This window comes from Variovorax gracilis, assembly GCF_030317115.1.
In the GTDB taxonomy this organism is placed as follows: domain Bacteria; phylum Pseudomonadota; class Gammaproteobacteria; order Burkholderiales; family Burkholderiaceae_C; genus Variovorax; species Variovorax gracilis.
The window spans coordinates 53,976-78,434 of the sequence record NZ_JASZYF010000008.1; the positions used below are offsets into that span (position 1 = coordinate 53,976).

A 24,459-nucleotide genomic window follows, 5' to 3' on the forward strand; every position below is an offset into this window, starting at 1 on the left:
GTCGTAGGCCCCTGCCGACAGCGCGTCGCGCCGGGGTCGCGACGCAGGATCGGGCGGCACGACCTACGATGGAGGTCGCCCCATGACCCATCCATCGTCCGATGTCCCCGCTTCGAGCGACCTCGTCGTCGCTCGCCCCGAGGGCCTCTATTGCCCGCCGGGCGATTTCTACATCGACCCGTGGCGTCCGGTCGATCGCGCCGTCATCACGCACGCGCACTCGGACCACGCACGCGTGGGCCACGCCCACTATCTCGCGCACACCGACAGCGCGGGCACGCTGCGCACCCGGCTCGGCGAGATCACGCTGCAGACGCTGGCCTATGGCGAGAGCATCGTCCATCACGGCGTGCGGCTGTCGCTGCATCCGGCGGGCCACGTGCTCGGATCGGCTCAGGTGCGGCTGGAGCATGGCGGGCGGGTGTGGGTCGCGTCGGGCGACTACAAGACAGAGCCTGACGGCACCTGCGCGCCCTTCGAACCGGTGCCTTGCGACACCTTCGTCACCGAGTCGACCTTTGGCCTGCCGATCTACCGCTGGCCGACACAGCAGGTGCTGTTTGCCGAGATCAATGACTGGTGGCGTGCCAACGCGCAGCAGGGCAGGGCGTCGGTGCTGCTCTGCTATGCGTTCGGCAAGGCGCAGCGCATCCTGCACGGCGTGGATTCGAGCATTGGGCCGATCGTGGTGCACGGCGCGGTCGAGCCGTTGAACGCCGTGTATCGCGCAGCCGGTGTCGCCTTGCCGCCGACCTTGCGCGTGAGCGATCCGGGTGTCGATGCGGCGCTGCTTCAACGCGCGCTGGTGCTCGCGCCGCCGTCGGCGCAAGGCACGCCGTGGATGCGCCGCTTCGGCAACTACTCGGATGCCTTCGCGAGCGGCTGGATGCAACTGCGCGGCACGCGGCGGCGCCGAGGCGTGGACCGTGGCTTCGTGATGTCCGACCACGCCGACTGGCCCGGCCTGCAGCAGGCCATCGCCGGGACCGGCGCGGAGCGCGTGTTCGTCACGCATGGCATGGTCGCCGTGATGGTGCGATGGCTGAGCGAGAACGGCCTGGATGCGCAAGCCTTCAGCACCGAGTACGGGGACGAAGATGCAGACGGCTCCGTTGAGGCAGGCGCCGCCGCGGCACCACCATGAAGCAGTTCGCCGCGCTCTATCGCGAGCTGGACGCAACCACTTCCAGCCTGGCGAAGCAGGCCGCCCTGCAGCGCTACCTGCAAAGCGCCACGCCCGAGGACGCGGCCTGGGCCGTGTACTTCCTCGCCGGCGGCAAGCCGCGCCAACTCGTGCCTGCCAAGCTGCTGAGGCTGCTGGCGCAAGAGTCGGCAGGCTTGCCCGAATGGCTCTTCGACGAGAGCTACGAGGCCGTCGGCGACCTGGCAGAGACCATCTCGCTGCTGCTGCCGCCGCCGGACGAAACGCACGACCTGGGGCTCGCGGCCTGGATCGAGCAGCATCTGCTGCCCCTGCGCAAGTCCCTGCCCGACGCACTGGCGGATGCCCTGCGTTCGCAATGGAAGCGGCTGGCCATGGAGGAGCGGCTGGTGTACTTCAAGCTCATCACCGGCGGCTTTCGCGTCGGCGTCTCGCGCCTGCAGGTCACGCAGGCCCTGGCGGCTGTCGGCGCGCTCGATCCCAAGCGCGTCGCGCAGCGGCTCATGGGCTACACCCATATCAGCGGCCAGCCCACGGCGGCCGACTACGCCGCGCTGATCGCGCCGGAAAGCACCGGCGAGCTCGACCGGCAGACGAGCGGCCAGCCCTATCCCTTCTTCCTCGCGCATCCCTTCAACCTGCCTCTCGAAGCATTCGAGACCACGCTCGGTCCGCCCTCGCAATGGATCATCGAATGGAAGTGGGACGGCATCCGCGCACAACTGGTCAAGCGCGCCGGGCAAGTCTGGTTGTGGTCGCGCGGCGAGGAGTTGGTGACCGATCGCTTCCCCGAGCTCGCGGTGATGGGCGAGGCGCTGCCCGAAGGCACCGTGCTCGACGGCGAGATCGTGGTGTGGCGCGACGACAGGGTGCAGCCCTTTGCCGACCTGCAGAAGCGCATCGGGCGCAAGACGCTCGGCCTGAAGCTGTTGCGCGAGACCCCCGTCGTGCTGCTGGCCTATGACCTGCTCGAATGGCAGGGTCGCGACCTGCGCGGCTTGACGCAGCAGGAGCGCCGCGTGCTGCTCGACGACCTGCTCGCCGATGCGCAACATCCCTCGCTCGTTGCCAGCCCGATGCTGCATGGAGAAAGCTGGGACGATCTCGCACGGCAGCGCGAAGCCGCCCGCTCGATGGGCGTCGAGGGGATGATGCTCAAGCAGCGCGATGCGCCCTACGGCGTCGGGCGCACGAAGGACGTGGGCGTGTGGTGGAAGTGGAAGATCGATCCGCTCTCCGTCGACGCCGTGCTGGTCTACGCCCAGCGCGGCCATGGCCGCCGCGCAAGCCTCTACAGCGACTACACCTTCGCCGTGTGGGATGGGCCGCCCGAAGCCGGGGACCGCAAGCTCGTGCCCTTCGCCAAGGCCTACTCGGGGTTGACCGATGCCGAGATGGCGCGCGTGGATGCGGTGATCCGCAAGACCACGATCGAGAGCTTCGGCCCGGTCCGCAGCGTGCGGCCGACGCTGGTGTTCGAGCTCGGCTTCGAAGGCATCGCCCGGAGCACGCGGCACAAGAGCGGGATCGCGGTGCGCTTTCCGCGCATGCTGCGCTGGCGCGAGGACAAGCCGGTGGAAGAGGCAGACACCCTGCAGACGCTCGCCGCGCTGCTGCCCTCATGAAGATCACGAAGCGCGCACTGGATGAATGGTTCGCCGCCCGCGGCTGGAAACCCTTCCAGTTCCAGCGCGACGTGTGGAAGGCCATCGCGGACGGCCGTTCGGGCCTGCTGCACGCGACCACCGGAGCCGGCAAGACCTATGCGGTCTGGCTCGGTGCGCTGCTGGCGTTCGCCGGCGAGGCGAAGGAGCGGCGGTCCGGCACCCGCCATGCGCCGCCGCTCACGGTGCTCTGGCTGACGCCGATGCGCGCCCTGGCTGCCGACACCTTGCGCGCCCTGCAACAGGCCCTGGAGGGCCTCGGTGCGGAGGCACACGACTGGAGCGCCGGCGCGCGAAGCGGCGATACCGGCGCGGCCGAACGCAGCGCCCAGAACCAGCGGCTCCCCACGGTGCTGGTCACCACGCCGGAGAGCCTGTCGCTGCTGCTCTCGCGTGCCGATGCCAAGGACGTGTTCGGCTCGCTGCGCATGGTGGTCGTCGATGAATGGCACGAACTGCTCGGCAACAAGCGCGGCGTGCAGGTGCAGCTTGCGCTGGCTCGGCTGCGGCGCTGGAACGCGGGGCTTCGCGTGTGGGGGATGTCGGCCACGCTGGGCAACCTCGACGAGGCGATGCGGGCGCTGCTGGCCGGCGAGCCTGGCGTGCTGGTGCAAGGCGACGTGCCGAAGACGCTGGTCATCGATTCGCTGCTGCCCGGCCGCGCCGAGCGCTTTCCGTGGGGCGGGCACCTGGGCCTCACGATGCTGCCGCAGGTGATCGACGAGATCGCCGCCAGCACCACTACGCTGGTCTTCACCAACACGCGCTCGCAATCGGAGATCTGGTACCAGGCGATGCTCGAAGCGCGGCCGGACTGGGCCGGACAGATCGCGCTGCATCACGGCTCGCTGGATCGCGCCGTGCGCGAATGGGTCGAACTGGGCCTGAAGAACGGCGACTTGCGTGCGGTGGTCTGCACGTCGAGCCTGGATCTGGGCGTGGATTTCCTGCCGGTGGAGCGCGTGCTGCAGATCGGTTCGCCCAAGGGCGTGGCGCGGCTGTTGCAGCGTGCAGGGCGATCGGGCCATGCGCCGGGGCGACCGTCGCGGATCACGCTGGTGCCGACCCACAGCATCGAGATCGTGGAGGGCGTGGCTGCACGCGCAGCGATCGCAGCCGGCCACATCGAGGCCCGGATATCGCCGGAACAGCCGCTGGACGTGCTGGTGCAGCACATCGTGACGATCGCCCTGGGCGGCGGCTTCCTGCCCGATGCGCTGTACGACGAGGTGCGCCAGACCGTGGCCTACGCCAACCTGTCCCGCGAAAGCTGGCAGTGGTGCCTGGACTTCGTGTCGCAAGGCGGGCCGTCGCTCGCGGCGTACCCGGACTACCGCCGCGCCGTGCCCGATGCGGAGGGCATCTGGCGCGTGCCCGATGCGCGGCTGGCGCGTCGCCACCGGTCGAACATCGGCACCATCGTCAGCGATGCGAGCATGTCGGTGCAGTTCGTCAGCGGCGGGAAGATCGGCAGCGTGGAGGAGGGCTTCGTCGCGCGGCTGAAGCCGGGCGACTGCTTCCTGTTTGGCGGGCGGCTGCTGGAATTGGTGCGCGTCCACGAGATGACGGCCTGGGTCCGGCGCGCGAGCGGCAAGCGGCCCGCCGTGCCGCGCTGGAACGGCGGGCGCATGCCGCTGTCGAGCACGCTGGCCGACGCCGTGGTTCAGCAGCTCGCACTCGCGGGCGAAGGTCGCTACGACACGGCCGAACTCCAGTGCGTGCGCCCCTTGCTCGACATCCAGCAGCGCTGGTCTGCGCTCCCGACGCCGCAGACGCTGCTCGCCGAAGTGCTGAGGACGCGCGAGGGATGGCATCTGTTCCTTTATCCCTTCGCCGGGCGACCTGTGCATCTGGGCCTCGCGAACCTCATCGCGTGGCGCGTCGCGCAGCATGAGCCACGCACCTTCTCGATCGCGGTGAACGACTACGGCTTCGAGTTGCTGAGCGCGACCGAAGTCGATTGGCCGACCCTCTTGCCGCAGGTGCTGGTGGCCGGGCACGACGCCCAGGCGCTGGAGGCCATCGCGCAGCGAGACGAACGCACGGCACTCCTGCATGAAGTGCTCGCGTCGCTGAACGCGACCGAGCTGGCGCGACGGCGCTTCCGCGAGATCGCACGGGTGTCGGGGCTCATCTTCCAGAGCTTTCCGGGCGAAAGACGAAGCAACAAGCAGCTTCAGGCCTCGTCATCGCTGTTCTACGAGGTGTTTCGCAAGTACGACCCGGCGAATCGCCTGCTGCAGCAGGCGGAAGCGGAACTGCTCGCGCAGGAACTCGAAATCGGGCGCCTGCGCGCCAGCCTCGTGCGCATGGCGACACAGCAGCTGGTCGTGCAATCGCTGGCGCGCCCCACGCCCTTCGCGTTTCCGCTGATGGTGGAGCGCTTTCGCGAGAAGCTCTCCAACGAAAACGTGGCGGACCGCATCGCGCGCATGGTGCAGCAACTGGAGACGGCGGCGGGCGGCGCGATGCAGGTCGGCGGCGCGGACCAGGTCAAGGAGACGCTGCGCTTCGGCCAGGAACAGGCGGCGGATGCAAGCGTGCCCGGCGACGCGGCGCCGCGCAGGAAGCGAAAGACCTCCCGGCCCCTTCCTCCGCTGTAAGCCGGCACGGGCGGGCCGCGCATCTGGGAAACTCGAAACGTGTCTTCTACCCCCAAAGCCTGCCGGATCGAACTGGCGGGCCAGCAGATCGATCTCCTGCCCGACCCGGCCCTCTGGTGGCCGGCCGAGCGCGTGCTGTTCATTGCCGACCTCCACCTGGGCAAGGCGGCCACCTATCGTTCGCTCGGCCAGCCGGTGCCCAGCGGCACCACGCAGGAGAACCTGGCGCGCCTCGATCGGCTGATCGATCGTCACGGGCCGGAGGAGATCGTGTTCCTCGGCGACTTCCTGCACGCGGTGCAGGCTCGCACCGCGCAGTTGCTGGCCGCGGTCGAGGCGTGGCGCGAGCAGCATCGGGCGCTGGCCTGCACGCTGGTGCGGGGCAATCACGACAGCCGGGCCGGCGATCCGCCGGCCTCGCTGCGAATCCGCGTGGTGGATGAACCGCATCCCATGGGGCCCTTCGCCGCCTGCCATCACCCGCAAAAGCAGCCCTCGCACTTCGTGCTGGCGGGCCATGTCCATCCGACCCTGAAGTTGTACGGGCGAGGCCGCGACAGCGTGCGCGTCCCGTGCTTCGTGCAGGATGGGGATCAACTGGTCCTGCCCGCCTTCGGCGAGTTCACCGGCGGCTGGCGCGTCGACGCCGCGCCGGACCGTCGTTTCTTCGCTGTCGGCGGCGATGCCGTGTGGAAGGTGTGAAAATTCGCCACGGACGACATCACTCTATGGATAACCCTGGCGAATTGCATTCCGGCGCGGACCTCCGCGAGCACGCCGTCTACCTGCTGACGGAAATCGCGCCCATGGCCGGCATGGCGCTCGAAGAAGCGCGCGTCGTGGTCGATGCCATGCGCCCAGTGCACGTGCTGCCTGACACGTTGCTGTTCGAGGAAGGGGACGCGGTCGACAACGACTACATGGTCCTCGTGCTGGACGGCCAGGTGCGCGCGGAGACGAACACGGGCATGCCGGGGGAGGAAGTGGTGATCTCCGTCATCGGCCCGGGGAGCCTGATCGGCGAGATGGGTGTCATCGACGGCGGCCCCCGCTCGGCAAGCTGCACGGCGATCACCGAGGTCAAGCTCGGCGTGCTCTCCCGTGCGGCGCTCATGACGCTGATCGTCGAACATCCCGCCGCTGCGGCGCGGCTGATGCTCGGCTTGTCCAAGGGGCTGGCCGAGCGCTTGCGCGAAAGCAACCGGCGACTGCGCACGCTTTCGCAGGTCACGCGCGCCTTGCAGTCCGAACTCGACGCGGTGCACTCCGTCAATCGCAGGCTGCTCGACTCGCAGGATCTCTGAAGCTTCGCCCCGGAGCGCGTCAGAGGACCACGGGTGCGTCAGGCAGTTCGTTGCTGTCGGCCTGGCCCTCGGCGAGCGGGAAGTGCTCGACCAGCAGCGCCGAGACTTCTTCCAGCGCCTGCGTGAGTCCGTCCTCGAACCGACCTTCGCGGAACGCCGCACCCATGCGTTGCGCCATCGCGGCCCAATCGTCGTCGCTCACCCGCGCGTCGATGCCGCGGTCGGCCACGATCTCGATCGCGTGCTCGGCGAGCAGCAGGTAGATCAGCACGCCGTTGTTGTCCGCGGTGTCCCACACGCGCAGCTTGCCGAACAGCGTGATCGCGCGCTCCCGCGGCTGCGCGTCGCGCCACAAGTAGGACATCGGCAGGCCGGCCTCGACGCAGATGCGGATCTCGCCGCTGTGCCGCCTCTCGCTCGCGCCGACCCGGCGCTCCAGGCGTTCGAGCACAACGGGCGGCAAGGCGCGCCGCACCTCGGCCTCGTCGATCCAACGATGGCGCCAGAGCCGTCCGAGACGGGAAAGCATCGTCGCCATGGTCACCAGTCTCCCGAGGCGCCGCCGCCACCAAAGTCGCCGCCACCGCCCGAGCTGAATCCGCCGCCGCCCGAACCGCCGCCCCAGCCGCCACCGCCGCCGCGTCCCGCGCCCCAGCCGCCCAATCCGCCTCCGAGACCGCCGCCCAATGCACCACCGCCGAAGCCGCCGCCGCGCCGTCCGGCGCCTGCACCGAAAGCCATCGACAGCAGGGTAAAGAGCAGGGCCGCGAGGCCCGCCAGCACGGCGATCACGATGCTGGACGTCAGCACCATCACGACGACGCCTGTGAGCCCGCCCATCGCGAGCGAGCCGGGGATCTTGCCGAGGATGCGGCGCGCGATCGGCCCGCCCACCAGCACGGCGATGAAGAAGAACACCGCGAGGTCCTGCCAGTTGAAGCCCTCGTTGCCGCCCTGTCCGCCGCTGAAGTCACCGCCGCGTGCATCGACCTCCGGCAGCGCCTCGCCCTTGACCCTGGCGATGAGTTGGTCGGCCGCCGCATCGAGTCCGCCGGCGAAGTCGTTCTGCCGGAAGCGCGGCTTCATCGCGTCGTCGATGATGTGCGCGGCTGCGAGGTCGGGCACTGCGCCCTCCAGTGTCTTCGCGACCTCGATGCGCATCTTGCGGTCGTTCTTGGCGACCACGACGAGGATGCCATCGCCGACCTGCTTGCGGCCGATCTTCCATTCGTTGCCGACCCGGTTGGCGTAGCTCGCGATGTCCTCGGGCTGTGTGGTCGGGACCATCAACATCACGATCTGCGAGCCCTTTTGCTGCTCGAAAGCCTGCAGCTTGGCTTCGAGCGCCTCGCGCTGCGCCGCGCTCAGCGTGCCCGTCTGGTCGATGACCCGCGCGTTCAGCGCCGGAATCGGCAGCAGCCCCTGCGCATGCGCAGCGAAAAGCGCGCACGCCAGCAACAGGAAGGCCGTCAACGCGTGCCGGATGCGGACAGCCGTCATGGTGCGTCGCCGCGTCTACTTCTTCGGCGCGCTGAAATCGACCGACGGTGGCGTCGAGATCTGGGCTTCGTTCTGCACCGTGAAGTTGGGCTTGGGGTCGTAGCTGAAGACCTTGGCCGTCAGGTTGGTCGGAAAGCTTCGCGCGAGCACGTTGTATTCCTGGACGGTCTGGATGTAGCGGTTGCGCGCCACGGTGATGCGGTTCTCGGTGCCTTCCAGCGTCACGCGCAGGTCGCGGAACGCCTGGTTGGCCTTGAGGTTGGGGTACTGTTCCGCCACGACCATCAGCCGCGACAGGGCGCCCGACAGTTCACCCTGCGCCTGTTGGAACTTGTTGAAGGCCTCGGGGTTGTTGAGCGTCTCGGGCGTCACCTGGATCGATGTGGCCTTGGCGCGCGCCTCGATCACCTTGGTGAGCGTTTCCTGCTCGAAATTGGCTTCGCCCTTGACCGTGGCGACGATGTTCGGCACCAGGTCGGCGCGGCGCTGGTACTGGTTGAGCACTTCGCTCCACGCCGACTTGCTCGCCTCGTCGAGGCGCTGGAAATCGTTGTATCCGCAGCCCGCCAGCGACAGCGCTGCGAGGATGATCAGTAGCCAGCGTTTCACCATGGGGGTGCTCCCTTGTTGCGAAGTTCGCGAAGGTAGCATAGATGGATGGTGGTCGACCCACTTCAAGTCCTGCAGGCCGCGAACCGCCGGTCCGCGCCCAGCCTTGCGTCCGGCGATCCGGCTGGCACCCTGTTGATCGCCGGCGCGACGGGTGCGCTCGGCCATGAACTGGTGCGGCGCCTGGCCGGCAGGCATCGCTTCGACCACACCCACGTGCTGGCCCGCGAGCCGATTCGCGACGGGCTGCCGGGCGTAGAAACCGTGCTCGCTCCGAACGGCCCGATCGCGCAATGGCCGCTGTTGAAGGCCGACACCGCGCTGGTCCTGTTCGAGCCGCCGCGCCTCTACTACGACCGCGAGCGCGCGCTGTGGACACCGGAGCCCGCGCAACTGCCGGCGCTCGCCGCCTGGCTGCGCGCATGCGGCGTGCAAACCCTGGCCGTCGTGCAGCCCCATGCGCAAGGACGGTTGCCGGAGGCGCTGAAGCGCGGCCTCGCCAGCCTCGACGAGCAGGCCGTCGTGGCGCTCGGCTTCGAACGCGTGATCCTCGTGCGTTCGGCACAGAAGCCGGCGAAGGAGCGCTTTGCGAATCCCGCCGAGCGGCTCGCCGCGTGGATGCTGTCCATTACCCGATTCATGGTGCCGGCGAGCGAACAACCGGTGCGTGCGTCCAAGGTGGCCGAACTGGTCGACGTGGCCTTGCGCATCGCGCCGCCCGGCGTGCACGTGGCCGCGCCCGAGCTGGTCTGGCAGGCGGCGCAGGGCGAGTTGCGCGCCGTCGTGCAGGGCTGGGTGGCGCCTTCCTTGCCGCATTCATGATGCGAAACGGCGCTACCCCGCGTCACCTCGGATTTCTCGGCCCGATGCAAAATCGCCGCTTCCCGACCGCATCACCATGTCCACCAAGACCAAACTCCGCGCCGCCACCGTCGGCGGCACCGCCGACGACATCGAAGCGGCCTTCTACGAGGCCCTGCAACGTGGCGACGTCGATTCGCTGATGGGCTGCTGGGCCGACGAGGAAGAGATCTTCTGCGTACACCCCGGCGGCCCGCGCCTCGTGGGCGCCGATGCGATCCGCGCCGCGTTCGAGCACATGTTCGGCAATGGCGCCATCCATGCGACGCCGGCGCGCGTGCGCAAGGTCGAATCGCTGGCGAGCGCAGTGCACAACGTGCTGGAGCGCATCGAGGTGCTGACCGCCGAAGGGCCGCGCCATGCCTTCGTGCTGGCCACCAACGTCTATCACAAGACCCCGCAAGGCTGGCGCATGGTCGCCCACCATGCCAGCCCGGGCAGCGCCCAGGATCCCGGGGACACGGGCGATGCCCCTCAGACGATTCATTGATGAAGGCTCTCCCCCAGGCTTGCCCACTCCGTGTGGCCGCCCACCCCCTCTCCGGGGGCAACCCCTGCGGCCCGGCAAAGCCGGTTCCGCGAGGTTTCACGCATCGTGTGCGCCGGTTTCAGGCGCTGCGCGTTGTGGCTTTCGGGATGGACGACTGAGATGGACTATGTTGCGCCCCGCTGGTTGCCTGGAGGCAACCTGCAGACCATCTGGCCCGCGCTGTACGCGCGGCGGGTTCATGCGCCTCTGCCCGATTACCGCCGCGAGCGCTGGACCACGCCGGACGGTGATTTCATCGACGTCGACTTTCTCGAAGGCACTGCGCCGCGGCCGAGGCCGTTGCTTGTGGTGTTCCACGGCCTGGAAGGTTCGTCGCGCAGCCACTATGCCGAAGCCTTTGCCGCCTTCGCGATGGAGCGGGGCTGGGATTACGCCGTGCCGCATTTTCGCGGCTGCAGCGGCGAGCTGAACCTCGCGCCGCGCGCCTACCACTCGGGCGATTTCGAGGAGATCGGCTGGATCCTCGAGAGGCTGCGCACGCGACAGGATCAGAACGGTGGCGGATCGATCATGGCGGCCGGCGTCTCGCTCGGCGGCAATGCGCTGATGCGCTGGACGGAGGAAGCGGGCGGCGAGGCGTCGAAGCTGGTCAGTGCCGTCGCGTCGATCTCGGCGCCGCTCGATCTCGCGGCGGGAGGCGCGGCCATCGGACGAGGTTTCAACCGCCTGGTCTACACGCGCATGTTCCTGTCGACCATGAAGCCCAAGGCGCTGGCGAAGCTGGCGCAGCATCCGGGCCTCTTCGACCGCGACACGCTCATGGCGGCCCGGAACCTGTACGACTTCGACAACGTCTTCACCGCGCCGCTGCACGGCTTTCGCGACACGGACGACTATTGGGCACGGGGCTCGGCCAAGCCGCACCTGCACGCCATCCGCGTCCCCGCGCTGGTGGTGAACGCCGCCAACGATCCCTTCGTGCCGGCCAGCAGCCTGCCGCGCGCCGGAGAGGTCGGAAGCTACGTCACGCTATGGCAGCCCGCGCACGGCGGCCACGTCGGTTTCCCGCTCGGCCTGCCGCCCGGCCACGTTCGCGGCATGCCCGAACGCGTAGTCGACTGGTTGGCCGGTCGCTGAACCGACTCATCCGAAACACCGGAAGCGGCTCCGCCGTACCGCCGGTGTTGCCCCCGGCAGAGAGTGGGGCGAGTGCAGAAACACCGCGGAACCGGCTCCGCCGGGCCGCCGGTGTTGCCCCCGGTAGGGGGTAGGCGGCTACACGCAGTGAGCAAGCCTGGGGGCGAGTCCAGAAACACCGCGGAACCGGCTCCGCCGGGCCGCCGGTGTTGCCCCCGGCAGGGGGTAGGCGAAGCGACACGCAGTGCGCGAAGCCTGGGGGGGAGCAAAATGCCCTGATGGACGACATCGTCAAACAGGCACTGGCCAAGTGGCCCAACGTTCCGCATTGCTACGGTTGGCTCGGGCTCGACGCGCGCGGCAACTGGTACTTGCGCGACGACCGCACGCAGGCCACCGGGCCGTTTCCCGTCGCCAAGGGCTCGCTGCTGCAGCATGAAAAGCTGATCGACTTCATCCAGCGCAACTACGAGCACGACGATCAGGGCCAGTGGTTCTTCCAGAACGGCCCGCAGCGCGTGTACGTCGAGCTTGAGGCCGCGCCCTGGATCTGGCGTGTGGGCGACGATTTTTCAGTCATGTCCCATTCGGGCCTGCCGGTCGAGCCGTCCGCCTGCCTGCTCGACGAGGAGGGCAGGCTCTATCTGGTCGCACCCCTGGGCTTGGGCCTGGTGCATACGCTGGACATGGGCATCGCCGCCGAGGCCGTGGAGCAGGGACGCTGGGTGCCGGAAAACGTCCGCACCCATGATTTGCCCGCGCGCTTCGGTCATGTGATGAGCCCGGCCGCGAGCCAACCCGTCAAGCCTGCCGCGCCGCACTGAACGAACGACGCAATGAAGAAAGCCCGCAGGTCGCGGGCTTTGTCTCGTGTGGAAGGCGGGGCTTCCTACTTTGCGCTCGCCTCTGCGGCAGGTGCAGGCGCGGCAACGGGTGCCGCTGCTGCCGGTGCCGCTGCGGGTGCAGCCGCTGCATCGGCAGGTGCCGCCGCCGCCGCATCGCCCGCCGCAGGACGCTCGGGCACGGGGAACTTGGCGCCGCCTGCATTGGCCAGGTAGACCACCGCGCGGCCAATTTCCAGGTCGTCGAAGTCGCCGCCACCTTGGGCAGGCATCGCGCCCTTGCCTTTGAGCGCATGCTCGAGCAGCGTGGCGAAGCCCTGGCCGATGCGGGGGGCCCAGGCCGCAGCGTCGTTCAGGTGAGGCGCGCCGGGAATGCCCGGGCTGCCGTGGCAAGCCACGCACTGGGCCTTGAACACGGTTTCGCCGGTGGCGAGGGGACGGTTGGCATCGCGGATCTCGATGGAGCCCACCTTCTTGAGGCGCTCCGCGATTTCGCGATCGCGGTTTTCCTTCGAGACACCATAGAGCGACATGCTGTCACCCTCGGCCGAACCCGAGGGATGGGTGCCCGAGACCACGTACGAAACGAGTCCCGCAATGATCAGGATGGGCGCAATGAAGGAGAAAAATACCGCCAGCAGCAGTTGCTTCGGGTTCTTGATCGGGCCGGTGTGGGCTTCTTCTGTCGCCTGGTAGTGCGGTTCGCTGCTCATTGCGTCCTCGGTATCGGGGGCTTTTTTCGGATCAACCGGCGATTATAGAGAGGCGTCCTGGGCGCCCCTCTTTCACACATCAATGTGTGGCCCAGCCGCCACCCAGCGTCTTGTACAGCGTCACCTGGTTCTGCAGCAGCGATTGCCGCGTCTGCGCCGTCGCGAGCTGCGACGTATAGAGCGAGCGCTGGGCGTCCAGCAGGTCGAGCCCGCTGGCAATGCCATTGCGGTAGCGCATGTCGGACAGCTTGAAGCGCACCTCCTCGGCGTTCGTCTGCGCCACGAGGGCGCGCAACTGATCGTCGAAGGTGGCGCGGCCCGCGAGCGCATCGGCGACTTCGCGGAATGCCGTCTGGATGCTCTTCTCGTACTGCGCCACCGCGATCTCGCGTCCCGCGCGGGCCGAATCCAGAGTGGCCTGGTTGGCGCCGGCATTGAAGATCGGCAAGGTGATCTGCGGCGCGAACGCCCAGGCCTTCGACCCGCTCTTGAAGAGCCCCGAGAACTCGGAGCTTGCCGTGCCGACCGACGATGTCAGCGTCACGCGCGGGAAGAAGTTCGCACGCGCCGCGCCGATATCGGCATTGGCTGCGATCAGCTGTTGCTCCGCAGCGCGGATGTCGGGGCGCTCACCCAGCAGATCGGACGGTAGCCCGGCCGGCAGCTCCTGCATGGGCGCCAGGGCCTTGAGCCCCTCCTTGCTGCCCTGGGTCGCTTCGGGCGGCACCGGCGCGCCGATGAGCTGCGCGAGGGCGTTCTCGTTCTGCATGCGTACGCGCTGCTGCTGCGCATAGGCAGCGCGCGCGGTTTCGGCCTGCGATTCCGCGAACCGGAAGTCGATCTCCGACGAGACGCCGTTGTCGAAGCGCAGCTTCGTGAGCTTGAGCGACTCGTCCCGCGTCACCATCGTCTGGCGTGTGATCTCCAGCACTTCGTCATCACCCAGCACCGCGAGCCATCCGTTGGCCACGGAGGCGATCAGGCTGATCTGCGTCGCCTTGCGCGCTTCCTCGGTGGCGAGGTACTGCGCGAGTGCGGAATCCTTCAGGCTCGCGATGCGGCCGAAGAAGTCGATTTCCCACGCCGTGAAGCCCAGCCCGACCGAGTAGCTTTCAGAGATGCCAGTACCCAACAGCGAAGGCCGCTGCCGGGTGCCGCTTGCACTCGCGTTCACCGCCGGGAACAAGGCCGAGCGCGTGATCTGGAACTGCGCGCGCGCCTGCTCGATGTTGAGCACCGCGACTCGCAGGTCGCGGTTGTTGGCGAGCGCCAGTTCGATCAGCTTCTGAAGCCGCGGGTCCGTGAAGTAGTCCTGCCAGGCGATCGTCGCAGCCAACGGCTGCCCCGCACTCGAAGGCTCCGCATTCGGAAACGTCGCCGGCACCGGTGCCGCTGGCCGCTCGTACTTCGGGATGAGCGAACAGCCGCTCATCAGCAGGGCCGCGCCCAGCGCAGCGAGGCTATGGGTGTACTTAGTTTTCATGAGATTCCTCGATGCCAGCCGCCTGCGCATGGCGCTTGTCGGCCTCGTGCTGGCGCTCGCTGCCCTTGAACAGGCTGCGCACGACCACGAAAAACACCGGCACAAAAATCACCGCGAGCGCGGTACCGGTCAACATGCCGCCCAGCACGCCGGTGCCGATCGCGCGCTGGCTCGCCGAGCCCGCGCCCGTCGCCAGCACCAGCGGCAGCACGCCGAGGCCGAATGCGAGCGAGGTCATCACGATCGGCCGGAACCGCAGGTGCGCCGCGGCCAATGCAGACTCGATCACGCCCTTGCCCTGCGCCTGCAGGTCCTTGGCGAACTCGATGATCAGAATCGCGTTCTTCGCCGAGAGGCCGATGATCGTGATCAGGCCCACCTGGAAGTACACGTCGTTCGCCAGCGAGCGGAACATCGTCGCCAGCAGCACGCCCAGCACGCCCAGCGGCACCACCAGAATCACCGCCAGCGGAATCGTCCAGCTCTCATACAGCGCGGCCAGGCACAGGAACACCGCCAGGATCGCGAAGCCGTACAGGATGATGGCCTGCGAGCCCGCGAGCTTTTCTTCACGCGACTGGCCGGTCCACTCATAGCCGAAGCCCGGGGGCAGCTGCGCGGCGAGCTTTTCCATTTCGGCCATCGCGGCGCCCGAGCTGTAGCCCGGTGCCGCCGAGCCGGAGATGCGGATCGCCGGGTAGCCGTTGTAGCGCACCGTCTGCTGCGCGCCCGTGACCCAGCGCGTCGTCGCAAAGGCCGACAGCGGCACGGGCAGGCCCTTGCTGTTGCTGGCGTTGAGCTTGAGCAGATCCTCGGGTTGCATCCGTGCCGGCGCATCGGCCTGCACCACCACCCGCTGCAGACGACCCCGGTTGGGGAAGTCGTTCACGTAGGTCGAGCCGAGCGCGGTCGACAGCGTCGTGTTGATCGCATCGAAGGTCACGCCCAGCGCGTTCGCCTTGTCGCGGTCGATGTCGATCTGAAGCTGCGGTGCGTCTTCGAGACCGTCCGGCCGCACCTGCGTCAGCAGTGGGCTCTTGCTCGCCATGCCCAGCAACTGGTTGCGCGCGTTCACCAGCGCCTCGTGGCCCGCGCCAGCGCGGTCCTGCAGGCGGAAGGTGAAGCCGCTCGCGTTGCCCAGTTCAGGAATGGGCGGCGGGCTCAGCGGATAGATGAAGGCATCGCGCACGCTGGAGAGCGCGCCGAAGGCCCGACCCGCAAGCGCATCGGCCGACTGGCTGTGCTCGTGGCGCTTGTCCCAGTCCTTGAGCGTCACGAAGGCGAGACCCGCGTTCTGGCCCTGGCCCGAGAAGCTGAAGCCCAGCACGCCGACCATGCTCTGCACTTCAGGCTGCTTGAGGATGTAGGCCTCGACATCCTTGATCACCGACAGCATGCGCTCCTGCGTCGCACCCGGCGGCAGTTGCACGTTGATGATGATGTTGCCCTGGTCTTCCTGCGGCAGGAAGGAGGTCGGCAGCTGGCGGTAAACCACCACCACCGCGCCGATGATCGCCGCGTAGATCACGAGGTAGCGTGCCGCACGCTTCAGGATGCGCGCCACGATGCTCTCGTAGCCCTTGGCCGTGCGCGAGAAACCGCGATTGAACCAGCCGAAGAAGCCCTTCTTCTCGTGGTGATGCCCGGCTTCCACCGGCTTCAGCAAGGTCGCGCACAGCGCCGGCGTGAGCGACAGCGCCATGAAGGCCGAGAAGCCGATCGACGCCACCATCACCGCCGAGAACTGGCGATAGATGTTGCCAGTCGAACCCGCGAAGAAAGCCAGCGGCACGAACACCGAGATCAGCACCACCGTCACGCCGATGATGGCGCCCGAGATCTGCCGCATCGCCTTGCGCGTGGCTTCGAGCGGGGAGAGACCTTCCTCGCTCATGATGCGCTCGACGTTCTCGACCACCACGATCGCATCGTCCACCACGATACCGATCACCAGCACCATGCCGAACATCGTCAGCACGTTGATCGAGAAGCCCAGCGCGAGCAGCGTCGCGAAAGTGCCCAGCAGCGCGATCGGCACGACGATGGTCGGGATGATCGTGTAGCGCCAGTTCTGCAGGAACAGGAACATCACCAGGAACACCAGCGCCACCGCCTCGAACAGCGTCTTGACCACTTCGGTGATCGAGATGCTCACGAAGCGCGAGCTGTCGTAGGGGATGGTCCACTTCACACCTTCGGGGAAGAAGCGCGAGAGCTCGTCCATCTTGGCGCGGATGGCCTTGGCCGAAGCCAGCGCATTGCCGCTTGGCGCGAGCTGGACGCCGATACCGACGGCCGGCTCGCCGTTCAGGCGCGCCGAGGTCGAATAGGCCTGGCCGCCCAGCTCAATGCGTGCGACGTCGCGCAGCCGCACGGCCGAGCCGTCGGTGTTGGCGCGCAGCACGATGTTGCCGAACTGCTCGGCCGTCGTGAGCTGGCCGTTGACCACCACCGTGGCGGCGATCGCCTGGCCCGGTACGTTGGGCAGGTCGCCGATGATGCCGGAGGACACCTGCGCGTTCTGCGCCCGGATCGCCGCGTTCACGTCGGCCGGCGACAGGTTGAAGCCCTGCAGCTTGGCCGGTTCGATCCAGATGCGCATGGAGCGCTCGGTGCCGAACAGCTGCGCCTGGCCGATGCCGGCGACCCGCTGAAGTTCAGGCACGACGTTGCGCGAGGCGTAGTCGCCCAGCGCGATCGGATCGTAGGCCGGGTTGTCGGAGGACAGGATCGTGAACAACAGGAAGTTGTTGCGCGACTTGTCCACGCGCACCCCCTGCTGCGTCACTGCCGCCGGCAGGCGCGGCGTGGCGCGCGACAGGCGGTTCTGCACGTCGACCTGCGCGAGGTCGGGATCGGTGCCCGTCTGGAAACTGATCGTGATCGTGCCGGTGCCGTCCGCCTGCGCGACCGACTCCATATAGATAAGGCCCGGCGAGCCGTTCATCTCGCGCTCGATCACCGACAGCACGCTGTCTTCCAGTGTCTGGGCCGAGGCGCCGGGGTAGGCCGTGCTGATGACGATTGCCGGCGGAGCCACCGGCGGGTACTGCGAAATCGGAAGCTGCGTGATCGCCACGCTGCCCATCACGATGATGAACAGCGCGATCACCCACGCAAAGATCGGTCGGTCGATAAAGAACTTGGCCATGCGGGCGCGCTCCTTACTGCTTCGCGGCGGGAGCCGGAGCGGCTGCCGCGGCAGCAGGAGCGGCCGGTGCAGAAGGTTTCCACGGCACTGCCTTCACGGGCGTGCCGGGCGGCATCATCTGGAGCTTCTGGAAGCCGTCGACCATCACCTGTTCGCCGGCCTTCAGGCCTTCGAGCACCACCCACTGGTTGTTCTGCGCGGCGCTGATCTTCACGTTGCGCTTGGTGAGCTTGCCGTCGGCCTCGACCACGGTCAGCGTGTCACCCTGCTGCGTGCGCGTGACCGCCTGCTGCGGGACCGTGATGGCGTTGGCGGCCTGCGCCTGTTCCACCCGCACGCGCACATACAGGCCGGGCAGCAGCTCGCCCTTGGGATTCGGCACTTCGGCGCGCAGCGTGACCTGGCCCGTGGTCGCGTCGACCGTCAGGTCGGAGAACAGCAGCCGGCCGGGCAGGGCGTATTCGGTGCCGTCTTCGAGCACGACGCGCACGCTCGCGGCATTCGGGCCGCTGGCGCGCTTGAACTGGCCGGCTTCCATCGCGCGGCGCAGGCGCAGCACGTCGGTGGCCGACTGCGTGAAGTTCACGTACATCGGATCGATCTGCTGGATCACGGCCAGCTCCGTCGCGTCGCCCTGGCCCACCAGCGCGCCTTCCGTCACCAGCGCGCGGCCGATGCGGCCGGAGATCGGCGCGGTCACGGCGGCGTAGCCCATGTTGATCTTGGCGGTCGTCAGCGCCGCGCGGCTCACGCCCACGTCGGCCTCGGCCGTCTTCTGCGCGGCGACCGCGTTGTCGTATTCCTGCTTGCTGACCGCGTTGGCGGCGACCAGCGGCTTGTAGCGCTCGGCCAGCGCCTTGGCCTGCGCCGCATTGGCTTCGGCGCGCGCCAGGCTGGCCTCCGCGCTGCGCTGGGCAGCCGCGTAGGGGGCCGGATCGATGCGGAACAGCGGCTGGCCCGCCTTCACGTCGCTGCCTTCCTTGAAGAGCCGCTCCAGCAGGATGCCGGCCGCACGGGCACGCACCTGCGAAACGCGCGAGGCTTCGAGCCGGCCCGGCAGTTCGGTGATCAGCCCGACATTGGTCGGCGTGGCGACCACCACGCCCACTTCGGGCGGCGGCGGCGCGGCACCACCGGCTCCGGCCGCGGGGGCAGCGCCCTTGCCGCAGGCCGTCAGTGCCAGGAGCACGGCGGTGGCGGCGGCAGCAGCCGCAAGACGCGGGGAGAACAATGAATGGCGCGAGACATGCAGGACGGGCATGCGATTCCTTTGAAGCGAGGAAGAGGACGATGCATGGTTCGCGCCAGTGCCTAAAGCAACACGGCGAACATGACCATCGGGAAAGGGCTGTATCTTACATACATTCATGCATGTATAGTGACACCCGTGCGCAATCGCGCATTCTAAGAAGGGAGACTAAGTGGTTCGTCGTACAAAGGAAGAGGCGCTCGAGACGCGGCATCGGTTGCTCGATGCGGCCGAAGTGCTCTTCCAGGCCCAGGGGGTATCGCAGACCTCGCTGCAGCAGATCGCGCAGCAGGCTGGAGCCACGCGCGGCGCGATCTACTGGCACTTCAAGGACAAGGCCGACCTTTTCAACGCCATGATGGACCGCGTCAAGCTGCCCCTGGAGGCGGCCGCGCAACAGGTGACCGGCGGCCCCGAGGCCGACCCCATCGACGACGTCGAACGCATGATGGCCGAGGCGCTGAAATTGATGACCAGCGACCCCCAGGTGCGCCGCGTTTTCGACATCGCCACGCACAAGGTCGAATACACGCACGACATGCAATCGGTGCACCAGCGGCACCTGGACGCCCGCAACGCCTGCGTGATCGATTTCGAGAAAGCCATGCTCGCCGGCGCCCGCCGCGCCCGCATCCGCCTGCCGATCCCGGCCGCGGCGGCGGCGCTGGGGCTGCACGCGCTGATCAGCGGGTTGATCCAGGACTGGCTGCTCGACCCCGAGGCTTTCGACCTGGTGTCGACCGGGCGCCGGACCTTTCGGGTGTACCTTTCAGGGCTGGGTTTTGTCAGGCCGTTGGCGGGCGGTGGCTGATAGGCGATAATGGAGGGCTCCTGACATCGTCAGGCGACACCCATCTCGCTGTATTTCAACGGATAGAATTCGGCCCTCCGAAGGCTGAGATCCAGGTTCGATTCCTGGCGGCGGGACCAATTCAAAGGCTGGAAGCGTCCGCATGCTTCCAGCCTTTTTCGTTTCTCCTCCGCACAAGCCCTATCAGATGCATGAGTGCATGCTGTGAACGCGCATGGATTTGGCTAGGCGCTGCCTCCGGGAACGTCCGCGGCCATGCCTGACGCCTCGGGCCATTTCGCTGCCGAAATTTTTGGCCCTTGCCGTTCTAGGAGTGTTCCAAGGCCTTCACCAGTTCCGCCGTCGTCAAGATCACATGCGCATAGGTTGGCCCATTGATCTCATGCGCCACCTTCATCGCCTCCATCGAGAACGCCGCAGTCGCATCACGCACCAGCGTCACGTGATACCCCAGCTCCACCGCGAACTTGCCTGTCGTCTCGATGCACGTATTCGCCAGCAGCCCGATCAGCACCACCTTGGTGACCCCATGCTGCCGCAGTTGGATATCCAGATCCGTGTTCGCAAACCCGCTGGAGCCGCGGTGCTCCTTGATCATCACGTCCCCGTCCTGCGGCTGAAAATCCGGATGCCACTCGGCGCCCCAGCTTCCTTCCGCGAAGAGCTGGATGCGGTGTCCGCCCAGCTGGTAGGGCGTCGGGTGCGCCCACCCGCTGAAGTCCGAGGGCTTCGCGCGGTTGTGCGGCACATAGAACACGGGGATGCCCGCCTTCCGGCAAGCCGCGACGACCTGGCGCATGTGCGCGATCGTGTCCGTCTGGTCGATCACTGCCTTGGCGCGGCCTTGCAGCTTGCCGCCCTCCGACAGAAAGTCGTTGTACGGGTCGACCAGCAGCAAGGCGGTGCTCATGGTCAGCCCTTGATGAACGCGAGCAAGTCCGCGTTGACCACGTCCGGATGCGTCGCACACAACCCATGCGGCAGCCCCGCATACACCTTCAACTCCGCCCCCTTCACCAGCTTCGACGACAGCAGCGCCGAATCCGCAATCGGCACGATCTGGTCATCGTCCCCGTGCATCACGAAGGTCGGCACGTCGATCTTCTTCAGGTCTTCGGTGAAGTCCGTTTCCGAGAACGCCCTGACGCAGTCGTAGTGCGCCTTGATGCCGCCCATCATCCCCTGCAGCCACCAGTGCTGGCGGATGCCTTCGGAGATCTTGGCGCCGGGGCGGTTGTAGCCGTAGAAGGGCAGGGTGATGTCGCGGTAGAACTCGGCGCGGTTGCCGGCGACGCCGGCGCGGATGCCGTCGAACACGTCGATCGGCAGGCCGCCCGGGTTGGCTTCCGACTTGACCATGATGGGCGGCACCGCGCCGATCAGCACGGCCTTGGCGACGCGCTTCGTGCCGTGGCGCCCCAGGTAGCGCGCGACTTCGCCGCCGCCGGTGGAGTGGCCGACGTGGATGGCGTCCTTCAGGTCCAGCGCGGCGGTGAGGGCGGCGAGGTCGTCGGCGTAGGTGTCCATCTCGTTGCCGGTCCACGTCTGGGTCGAGCGGCCGTGGCCGCGGCGGTCGTGCGCGATCACGCGGTAGCCCTGCGCCAGGAAGAACAGCATCTGGTTGTCCCAGTCGTCCGCCGACAGGGGCCAGCCGTGCGAGAAGACGATGGGTTGGCCTTGGCCCCAGTCCTTGTAGTAGATCTCGGTGCCGTCTTTGGTGGTGATGGTGGGCATGGTCAAGCTTCCTTTTGGGAGTGGAGGGAGGGAGGATGGCGGTGCCGGCAGTATGCTCGGATACCCCGCCGGCGACGACCTCCCAAGGGGCACTTCGACCCTCTCCGGATTGCGAATCGGCGCATTGGCCTTTGGAGATAGAAAACACCCCCATGGCTTCCGACCTTGCTCGCTCCTGGCTGACTTTCAGCGCGCCCGTGGCTGCGGCGCAGGCGGCCGGGCGCCCGGTCGTGGCGCTCGAATCGACCATCATTGCCCACGGCATGCCCTACCCGGAAAACGTTCGCACGGCGCGCGAAGTCGAGGCGCTGATCCGCGGCCTGGGCGCCGAGCCCGCGACGATCGCGGTGATGGACGGGCGCATCCGCATCGGACTGTCCGACGACGAGCTGGAGCTGCTCGGCCGCTCGAAAGAGGCGCAGAAGGTCAGCCGCCGCGACCTGCCGGCCGTGCTGGCCGGCGGCGGGCTCGGCGCGACGACGGTGGCCGGCACGATGATCTGCGCGGCGCTCGCCGGCATCGAGGTGTTCGTGACCGGCGGCATCGGCGGCGTGCACCGTGGCGCGCCGGAGAGCTTCGACATCTCGGCCGACCTGCAGGAACTGGCGAAGACGTCGGTGGCCGTGGTGTGCGCGGGCGCCAAGTCCATCCTCGACATCGGGCTGACGCTCGAATACCTGGAGACGCACGGCGTGCCGGTGCTCAGTTGCGAGCAGGACAATTTCGCGGCCTTCTACACGCGCGACAGCGGTTTCAGGGCGGACTACCGGCTCGACGACGCGGCGGCGCAGGCCCGCTTCATCCGCACCAAGTGGGATCTGGGCCTGGCAGGCGGCGTGGTGCTGAGCACGCCGGTCCCCGAGTCAGCCGCGATGCCGCGCGAGGAGATCGACGCGCTGACGCGGCAGGCGCTGGACGAGGCCAAGGCGCAGGGCATCGCCGGCAAGGCGGTGACACCTTTCCTGCTGGCGCGCATCAAGGCGCTGACGGGCGGGCGCAGCCTCGCGACCAACATCGCGCTGGTCAGGCACAACGCCGAGGTGGGTGCCAGGCTGGCGCTGGCATTGGCGGCCGGGTCGCGTCGCTAACATGCCCGGTTCAGTGATCAATCCAAGGGAAGCAGAGGCCGCATGACGAACGAGAGCAACCAAAGAGCCGCCGAGTTGAAGAAGATGACGCTCTGCGCCTCCTGCGCCGGCATCCAGCGGAACTGGCGCCGCGCGCCAGGACACGCCGAGCTGGTCCAGCAGTCCAGCCGCAAGGCGGTGCGCAGCGACGACGATGGCGGCAGCCACACGGTCACCCTCACCAGCTACCGCTGCGACGCCTGCGGCACGCGCTGGGAGTACGAGAACGACAAGACCAACCAGCAGGCGGGCTGGTCGGTGGTCGGGCAGTAGGGCCGGCTTCCACGGCGGCTTGTTGCGCGGAGGGTTTGTGACTTACCAACTGCACTACTGGCCCTCGATCCAGGGCCGCGGCGAATTCGTGCGTCTGGCGCTGGAGGCTGCCGGCGCGGCTTATGTCGATGTGGCGCGCGAGCCGCCCGCCAAAGGCGGTGGCGAAGCGGCGCTGGGTCGACGCCTCGGCGATCCGGGCAACCCGCGTCCCTCGTTCGCGCCGCCTTTTCTGGTCGATGGCGACATCGTCGTCGGGCAGACCGCGGCGATCCTGCTCTATCTGGGGCCGCGCCTCGGGCTCGCAGGTCTCGGCGAGGCCGACGGGATCTGGGCTCACCAGTTGCAGCTCACCATCGCGGACGTGGTGGCCGAAGCGCACGACACGCACCATCCGCTGTCGACGGGCCTCTATTACGAAGACCAGCGCGAAGCGGCGCTGGAGCGCGCCAAGGCGTTTCGCGAAGAGCGCATCCCCAAGTTCCTCGACTGGTTCGAGCTGATCCTGCAACGCAATCCCGCCGGTGATCTCCATTTGGTCAGCGATGTGCTGACCTATGCCGACCTGTCGCTCTTCCAACTCGTGGCGGGCTTGCGCTACGCGTTCCCGAAGGCGACGGCAAGGGCGCTCGCGCGAACCCCGGCCGTCGCCAAGCTCGCGACGAACGTAAGCCGCCGCCAGCGGGTGCACGACTATCTGCAGAGCCCGCGCCGCATCCCCTTCAACGAGGACGGCATCTTCCGGGCGTATCCCGAACTCGACGGCTGATCGCCAATGCGCGAGGCGCCTAGTCGTTGGGCTCTTCGCGCATGCGCAGGGCCGCGTCGTAGAGCGCATTGCGCGGGGCGCCGCTGATCTCGGCCGCCACGCGCACGGCGCTCTTGAGCGGCAGTTCGTCCAGCAGCAGGCGCAATACGCGCTCGCCTTCGACGCCGTCGTCGGCCGCCGTGGGCTTGGGATGCAGCACCAGCGCGAACTCGCCGCGCGTGCGGTCGCGGCTTGCCCGGAACCAGTCGGGCAAGGCGGCGGCGGTGACGGTGGCGATCTCCTCGAACTGCTTGGTGAGTTCGCGGCCCACGGTGATCTGTCGCTCCCCCAAGGTCGCCAAGGCACGCGCCAGCGCTTCGATACGGTGAGGCGCTTCGAGCAGCACCACGCTGCGAGGCTCGTCGGCCAGTTCGAGCACAGCGGCGTCACGCTCGCCCGACTTGCTGGGCAAAAAGCCCGCGAAGACGAATGCGCTGCCGGCGTCCCCCGATGAAACCAGCCCCGCTGCGCCGACCAGCGTCGTCACGCTGCTGGCACCGGGCAGCGGCAGCACGCGGTAGCCGGCCTCGCGCACCGCGGCAACCAGCCGCGCACCGGGGTCGCTCACGCCGGGGGTGCCGGCGTCGCTCACGTAGGCAATGCGTTCACCGTTCGCGAGCTTCGCGATCACGGACTGAGCGGCCTCGGCCTCGTTGTGCTGGTGCAGCGCCAGAAGCTGGGCGGAGGCCCGCTCGATGCCATAGGCGCGCAGCAGGCTTTGCGTATGGCGGGTGTCCTCGCAGGCCACGGCATCGACGGTCTGCAGGACATGCAGCGCGCGCAGCGTGATGTCCGCGAGATTGCCGATCGGCGTTGCGACGACGTAGAGCGTCGCCTGCGGATAATGCTGCGCGCCCGCGGCATCGCGTGCCGCCTGCAGGGCGGCGCCGAACGAAGCGGGTGCGAGTGAGGTCAATGGGTTTCTCCAGAACAAGACGACA

At 68.0% G+C, this 24,459-nt stretch carries 22 protein-coding genes, 1 tRNA gene and 1 pseudogene; 14 read left to right on the forward strand and 10 right to left on the reverse strand.

Annotated elements, in window-relative coordinates:
* The first annotated feature begins 82 nt into the window (after positions 1 to 82).
* The 5 genes from QTH97_RS17145 to QTH97_RS17165 are packed head-to-tail and all read left to right on the forward strand — an operon-like array spanning position 83 to position 6,733.
* The gene (locus QTH97_RS17145; RefSeq protein ID WP_286569574.1) at positions 83 to 1,144 is read left to right on the forward strand and encodes a ligase-associated DNA damage response exonuclease; all 1,062 of its coding nucleotides are present in this window, start codon (positions 83 to 85) and stop codon (positions 1,142 to 1,144) included.
* Entirely contained in the window at positions 1,141 to 2,787 is a 1,647-nt protein-coding gene (locus QTH97_RS17150) for an ATP-dependent DNA ligase (protein ID WP_286569575.1), read from the forward strand. Before QTH97_RS17145 ends, QTH97_RS17150 begins: the two co-directional genes overlap by 4 nt.
* The gene (locus tag QTH97_RS17155) at positions 2,784 to 5,429 is read left to right on the forward strand and encodes a ligase-associated DNA damage response DEXH box helicase (RefSeq protein ID WP_286569577.1); all 2,646 of its coding nucleotides are present in this window, start codon (positions 2,784 to 2,786) and stop codon (positions 5,427 to 5,429) included. The genes QTH97_RS17150 and QTH97_RS17155 overlap by 4 nt, the downstream gene beginning before the upstream one ends.
* Positions 5,430 to 5,468: 39 nt before the next feature.
* Positions 5,469 to 6,131, forward strand: coding sequence for a ligase-associated DNA damage response endonuclease PdeM (gene pdeM / locus QTH97_RS17160; RefSeq protein WP_286569578.1), 663 nt, complete (start codon positions 5,469 to 5,471; stop codon positions 6,129 to 6,131).
* 26 nt (positions 6,132 to 6,157) lie between these two features.
* Positions 6,158 to 6,733: a Crp/Fnr family transcriptional regulator gene (locus QTH97_RS17165; RefSeq protein WP_286569579.1), complete on the forward strand. Its 576-nt coding sequence runs from the start codon at positions 6,158 to 6,160 to the stop codon at positions 6,731 to 6,733.
* 19 nt (positions 6,734 to 6,752) lie between these two features.
* Here QTH97_RS17165 and QTH97_RS17170 read toward each other — a convergent pair whose 3' ends face one another.
* From QTH97_RS17170 to QTH97_RS17180, 3 genes are read right to left on the reverse strand one after another with little or no spacing between them, the layout of a single operon-like run.
* Positions 6,753 to 7,271 (reverse strand): TPM domain-containing protein, encoded by a 519-nt coding sequence (locus QTH97_RS17170; RefSeq protein ID WP_444813447.1) that lies wholly within the window; start codon positions 7,269 to 7,271, stop codon positions 6,753 to 6,755.
* Between the two features lie 2 nt (positions 7,272 to 7,273).
* Positions 7,274 to 8,233, reverse strand: a complete 960-nt coding sequence (locus tag QTH97_RS17175) for a TPM domain-containing protein (RefSeq protein WP_286569580.1) — start codon at positions 8,231 to 8,233, stop codon at positions 7,274 to 7,276.
* A 15-nt stretch (positions 8,234 to 8,248) separates the two neighbouring features.
* Positions 8,249 to 8,845: a LemA family protein gene (locus QTH97_RS17180; protein WP_444813448.1), complete on the reverse strand. Its 597-nt coding sequence runs from the start codon at positions 8,843 to 8,845 to the stop codon at positions 8,249 to 8,251.
* 45 nt (positions 8,846 to 8,890) lie between these two features.
* On the opposite strand from QTH97_RS17180, the gene QTH97_RS17185 reads away from it, so the two are divergent.
* The 4 genes from QTH97_RS17185 to QTH97_RS17200 all read left to right on the forward strand — a co-directional run bounded on the left by QTH97_RS17185 (position 8,891) and on the right by QTH97_RS17200 (position 12,154).
* On the forward strand, positions 8,891 to 9,664 hold the full coding sequence (locus tag QTH97_RS17185; RefSeq protein ID WP_286569581.1) for a Rossmann-fold NAD(P)-binding domain-containing protein: 774 nt from the start codon (positions 8,891 to 8,893) through the stop codon (positions 9,662 to 9,664).
* Between the two features lie 76 nt (positions 9,665 to 9,740).
* A complete protein-coding gene (locus tag QTH97_RS17190) occupies positions 9,741 to 10,193 on the forward strand; it encodes a YybH family protein (protein WP_286569582.1) in 453 nt (150 codons plus the stop codon).
* 159 nt (positions 10,194 to 10,352) lie between these two features.
* Complete coding sequence (locus QTH97_RS17195; protein ID WP_286569583.1) at positions 10,353 to 11,330, forward strand: YheT family hydrolase; 978 nt, start codon at positions 10,353 to 10,355, stop codon at positions 11,328 to 11,330.
* 278 nt (positions 11,331 to 11,608) lie between these two features.
* A complete protein-coding gene (locus QTH97_RS17200) occupies positions 11,609 to 12,154 on the forward strand; it encodes a DUF2946 family protein (RefSeq protein WP_286569584.1) in 546 nt (181 codons plus the stop codon).
* 71 nt (positions 12,155 to 12,225) lie between these two features.
* Here QTH97_RS17200 and QTH97_RS17205 read toward each other — a convergent pair.
* From QTH97_RS17205 to QTH97_RS17220, 4 genes and pseudogenes are all read right to left on the reverse strand, one after another.
* Positions 12,226 to 12,885: pseudogene (locus tag QTH97_RS17205) on the reverse strand (c-type cytochrome); the annotation flags it as partial.
* Between the two features lie 79 nt (positions 12,886 to 12,964).
* Positions 12,965 to 14,368: an efflux transporter outer membrane subunit gene (locus QTH97_RS17210; protein WP_286569586.1), complete on the reverse strand. Its 1,404-nt coding sequence runs from the start codon at positions 14,366 to 14,368 to the stop codon at positions 12,965 to 12,967.
* A complete protein-coding gene (locus QTH97_RS17215; RefSeq protein WP_286569588.1) occupies positions 14,358 to 17,519 on the reverse strand; it encodes an efflux RND transporter permease subunit in 3,162 nt (1,053 codons plus the stop codon). Before QTH97_RS17215 ends, QTH97_RS17210 begins: the two co-directional genes overlap by 11 nt.
* Before the next feature lie 13 nt (positions 17,520 to 17,532).
* Positions 17,533 to 18,780, reverse strand: coding sequence for an efflux RND transporter periplasmic adaptor subunit (locus tag QTH97_RS17220; RefSeq protein ID WP_286569590.1), 1,248 nt, complete (start codon positions 18,778 to 18,780; stop codon positions 17,533 to 17,535).
* 160 nt (positions 18,781 to 18,940) lie between these two features.
* On the opposite strand from QTH97_RS17220, the gene QTH97_RS17225 reads away from it, so the two are divergent.
* The gene (locus tag QTH97_RS17225; protein ID WP_286569591.1) at positions 18,941 to 19,579 is read left to right on the forward strand and encodes a TetR family transcriptional regulator; all 639 of its coding nucleotides are present in this window, start codon (positions 18,941 to 18,943) and stop codon (positions 19,577 to 19,579) included.
* A gap of 44 nt (positions 19,580 to 19,623) precedes the next feature.
* Positions 19,624 to 19,698: transfer RNA gene (locus QTH97_RS17230), tRNA-Arg, on the forward strand.
* Positions 19,699 to 19,886: 188 nt separating this feature from the next.
* On the opposite strand, the gene QTH97_RS17235 is transcribed toward QTH97_RS17230, so the two are convergent.
* Together QTH97_RS17235 and QTH97_RS17240 are read right to left on the reverse strand one after the other, a co-directional pair.
* On the reverse strand, positions 19,887 to 20,489 hold the full coding sequence (locus tag QTH97_RS17235) for a cysteine hydrolase family protein (RefSeq protein WP_286569593.1): 603 nt from the start codon (positions 20,487 to 20,489) through the stop codon (positions 19,887 to 19,889).
* Positions 20,490 to 20,491: 2 nt separating this feature from the next.
* Positions 20,492 to 21,313: an alpha/beta fold hydrolase gene (locus tag QTH97_RS17240; protein WP_286569594.1), complete on the reverse strand. Its 822-nt coding sequence runs from the start codon at positions 21,311 to 21,313 to the stop codon at positions 20,492 to 20,494.
* A 152-nt stretch (positions 21,314 to 21,465) separates the two neighbouring features.
* On the opposite strand from QTH97_RS17240, the gene QTH97_RS17245 reads away from it, so the two are divergent.
* Genes QTH97_RS17245 through QTH97_RS17255 form a run of 3 tightly spaced genes read left to right on the forward strand, consistent with a single transcriptional unit; the run spans position 21,466 to position 23,479 of the window.
* On the forward strand, positions 21,466 to 22,401 hold the full coding sequence (locus QTH97_RS17245) for a pseudouridine-5'-phosphate glycosidase (protein WP_286569595.1): 936 nt from the start codon (positions 21,466 to 21,468) through the stop codon (positions 22,399 to 22,401).
* 42 nt (positions 22,402 to 22,443) lie between these two features.
* The gene (locus QTH97_RS17250; protein WP_286569596.1) at positions 22,444 to 22,713 is read left to right on the forward strand and encodes a hypothetical protein; all 270 of its coding nucleotides are present in this window, start codon (positions 22,444 to 22,446) and stop codon (positions 22,711 to 22,713) included.
* Positions 22,714 to 22,750: 37 nt separating this feature from the next.
* Positions 22,751 to 23,479 (forward strand): glutathione S-transferase, encoded by a 729-nt coding sequence (locus tag QTH97_RS17255; protein WP_286569597.1) that lies wholly within the window; start codon positions 22,751 to 22,753, stop codon positions 23,477 to 23,479.
* Between the two features lie 19 nt (positions 23,480 to 23,498).
* Here the strand turns inward: QTH97_RS17255 and rsmI are convergent, their stop codons facing one another.
* Positions 23,499 to 24,434, reverse strand: coding sequence for a 16S rRNA (cytidine(1402)-2'-O)-methyltransferase (gene rsmI / locus QTH97_RS17260; protein WP_286569599.1), 936 nt, complete (start codon positions 24,432 to 24,434; stop codon positions 23,499 to 23,501).
* Positions 24,435 to 24,459 lie beyond the last annotated feature (25 nt).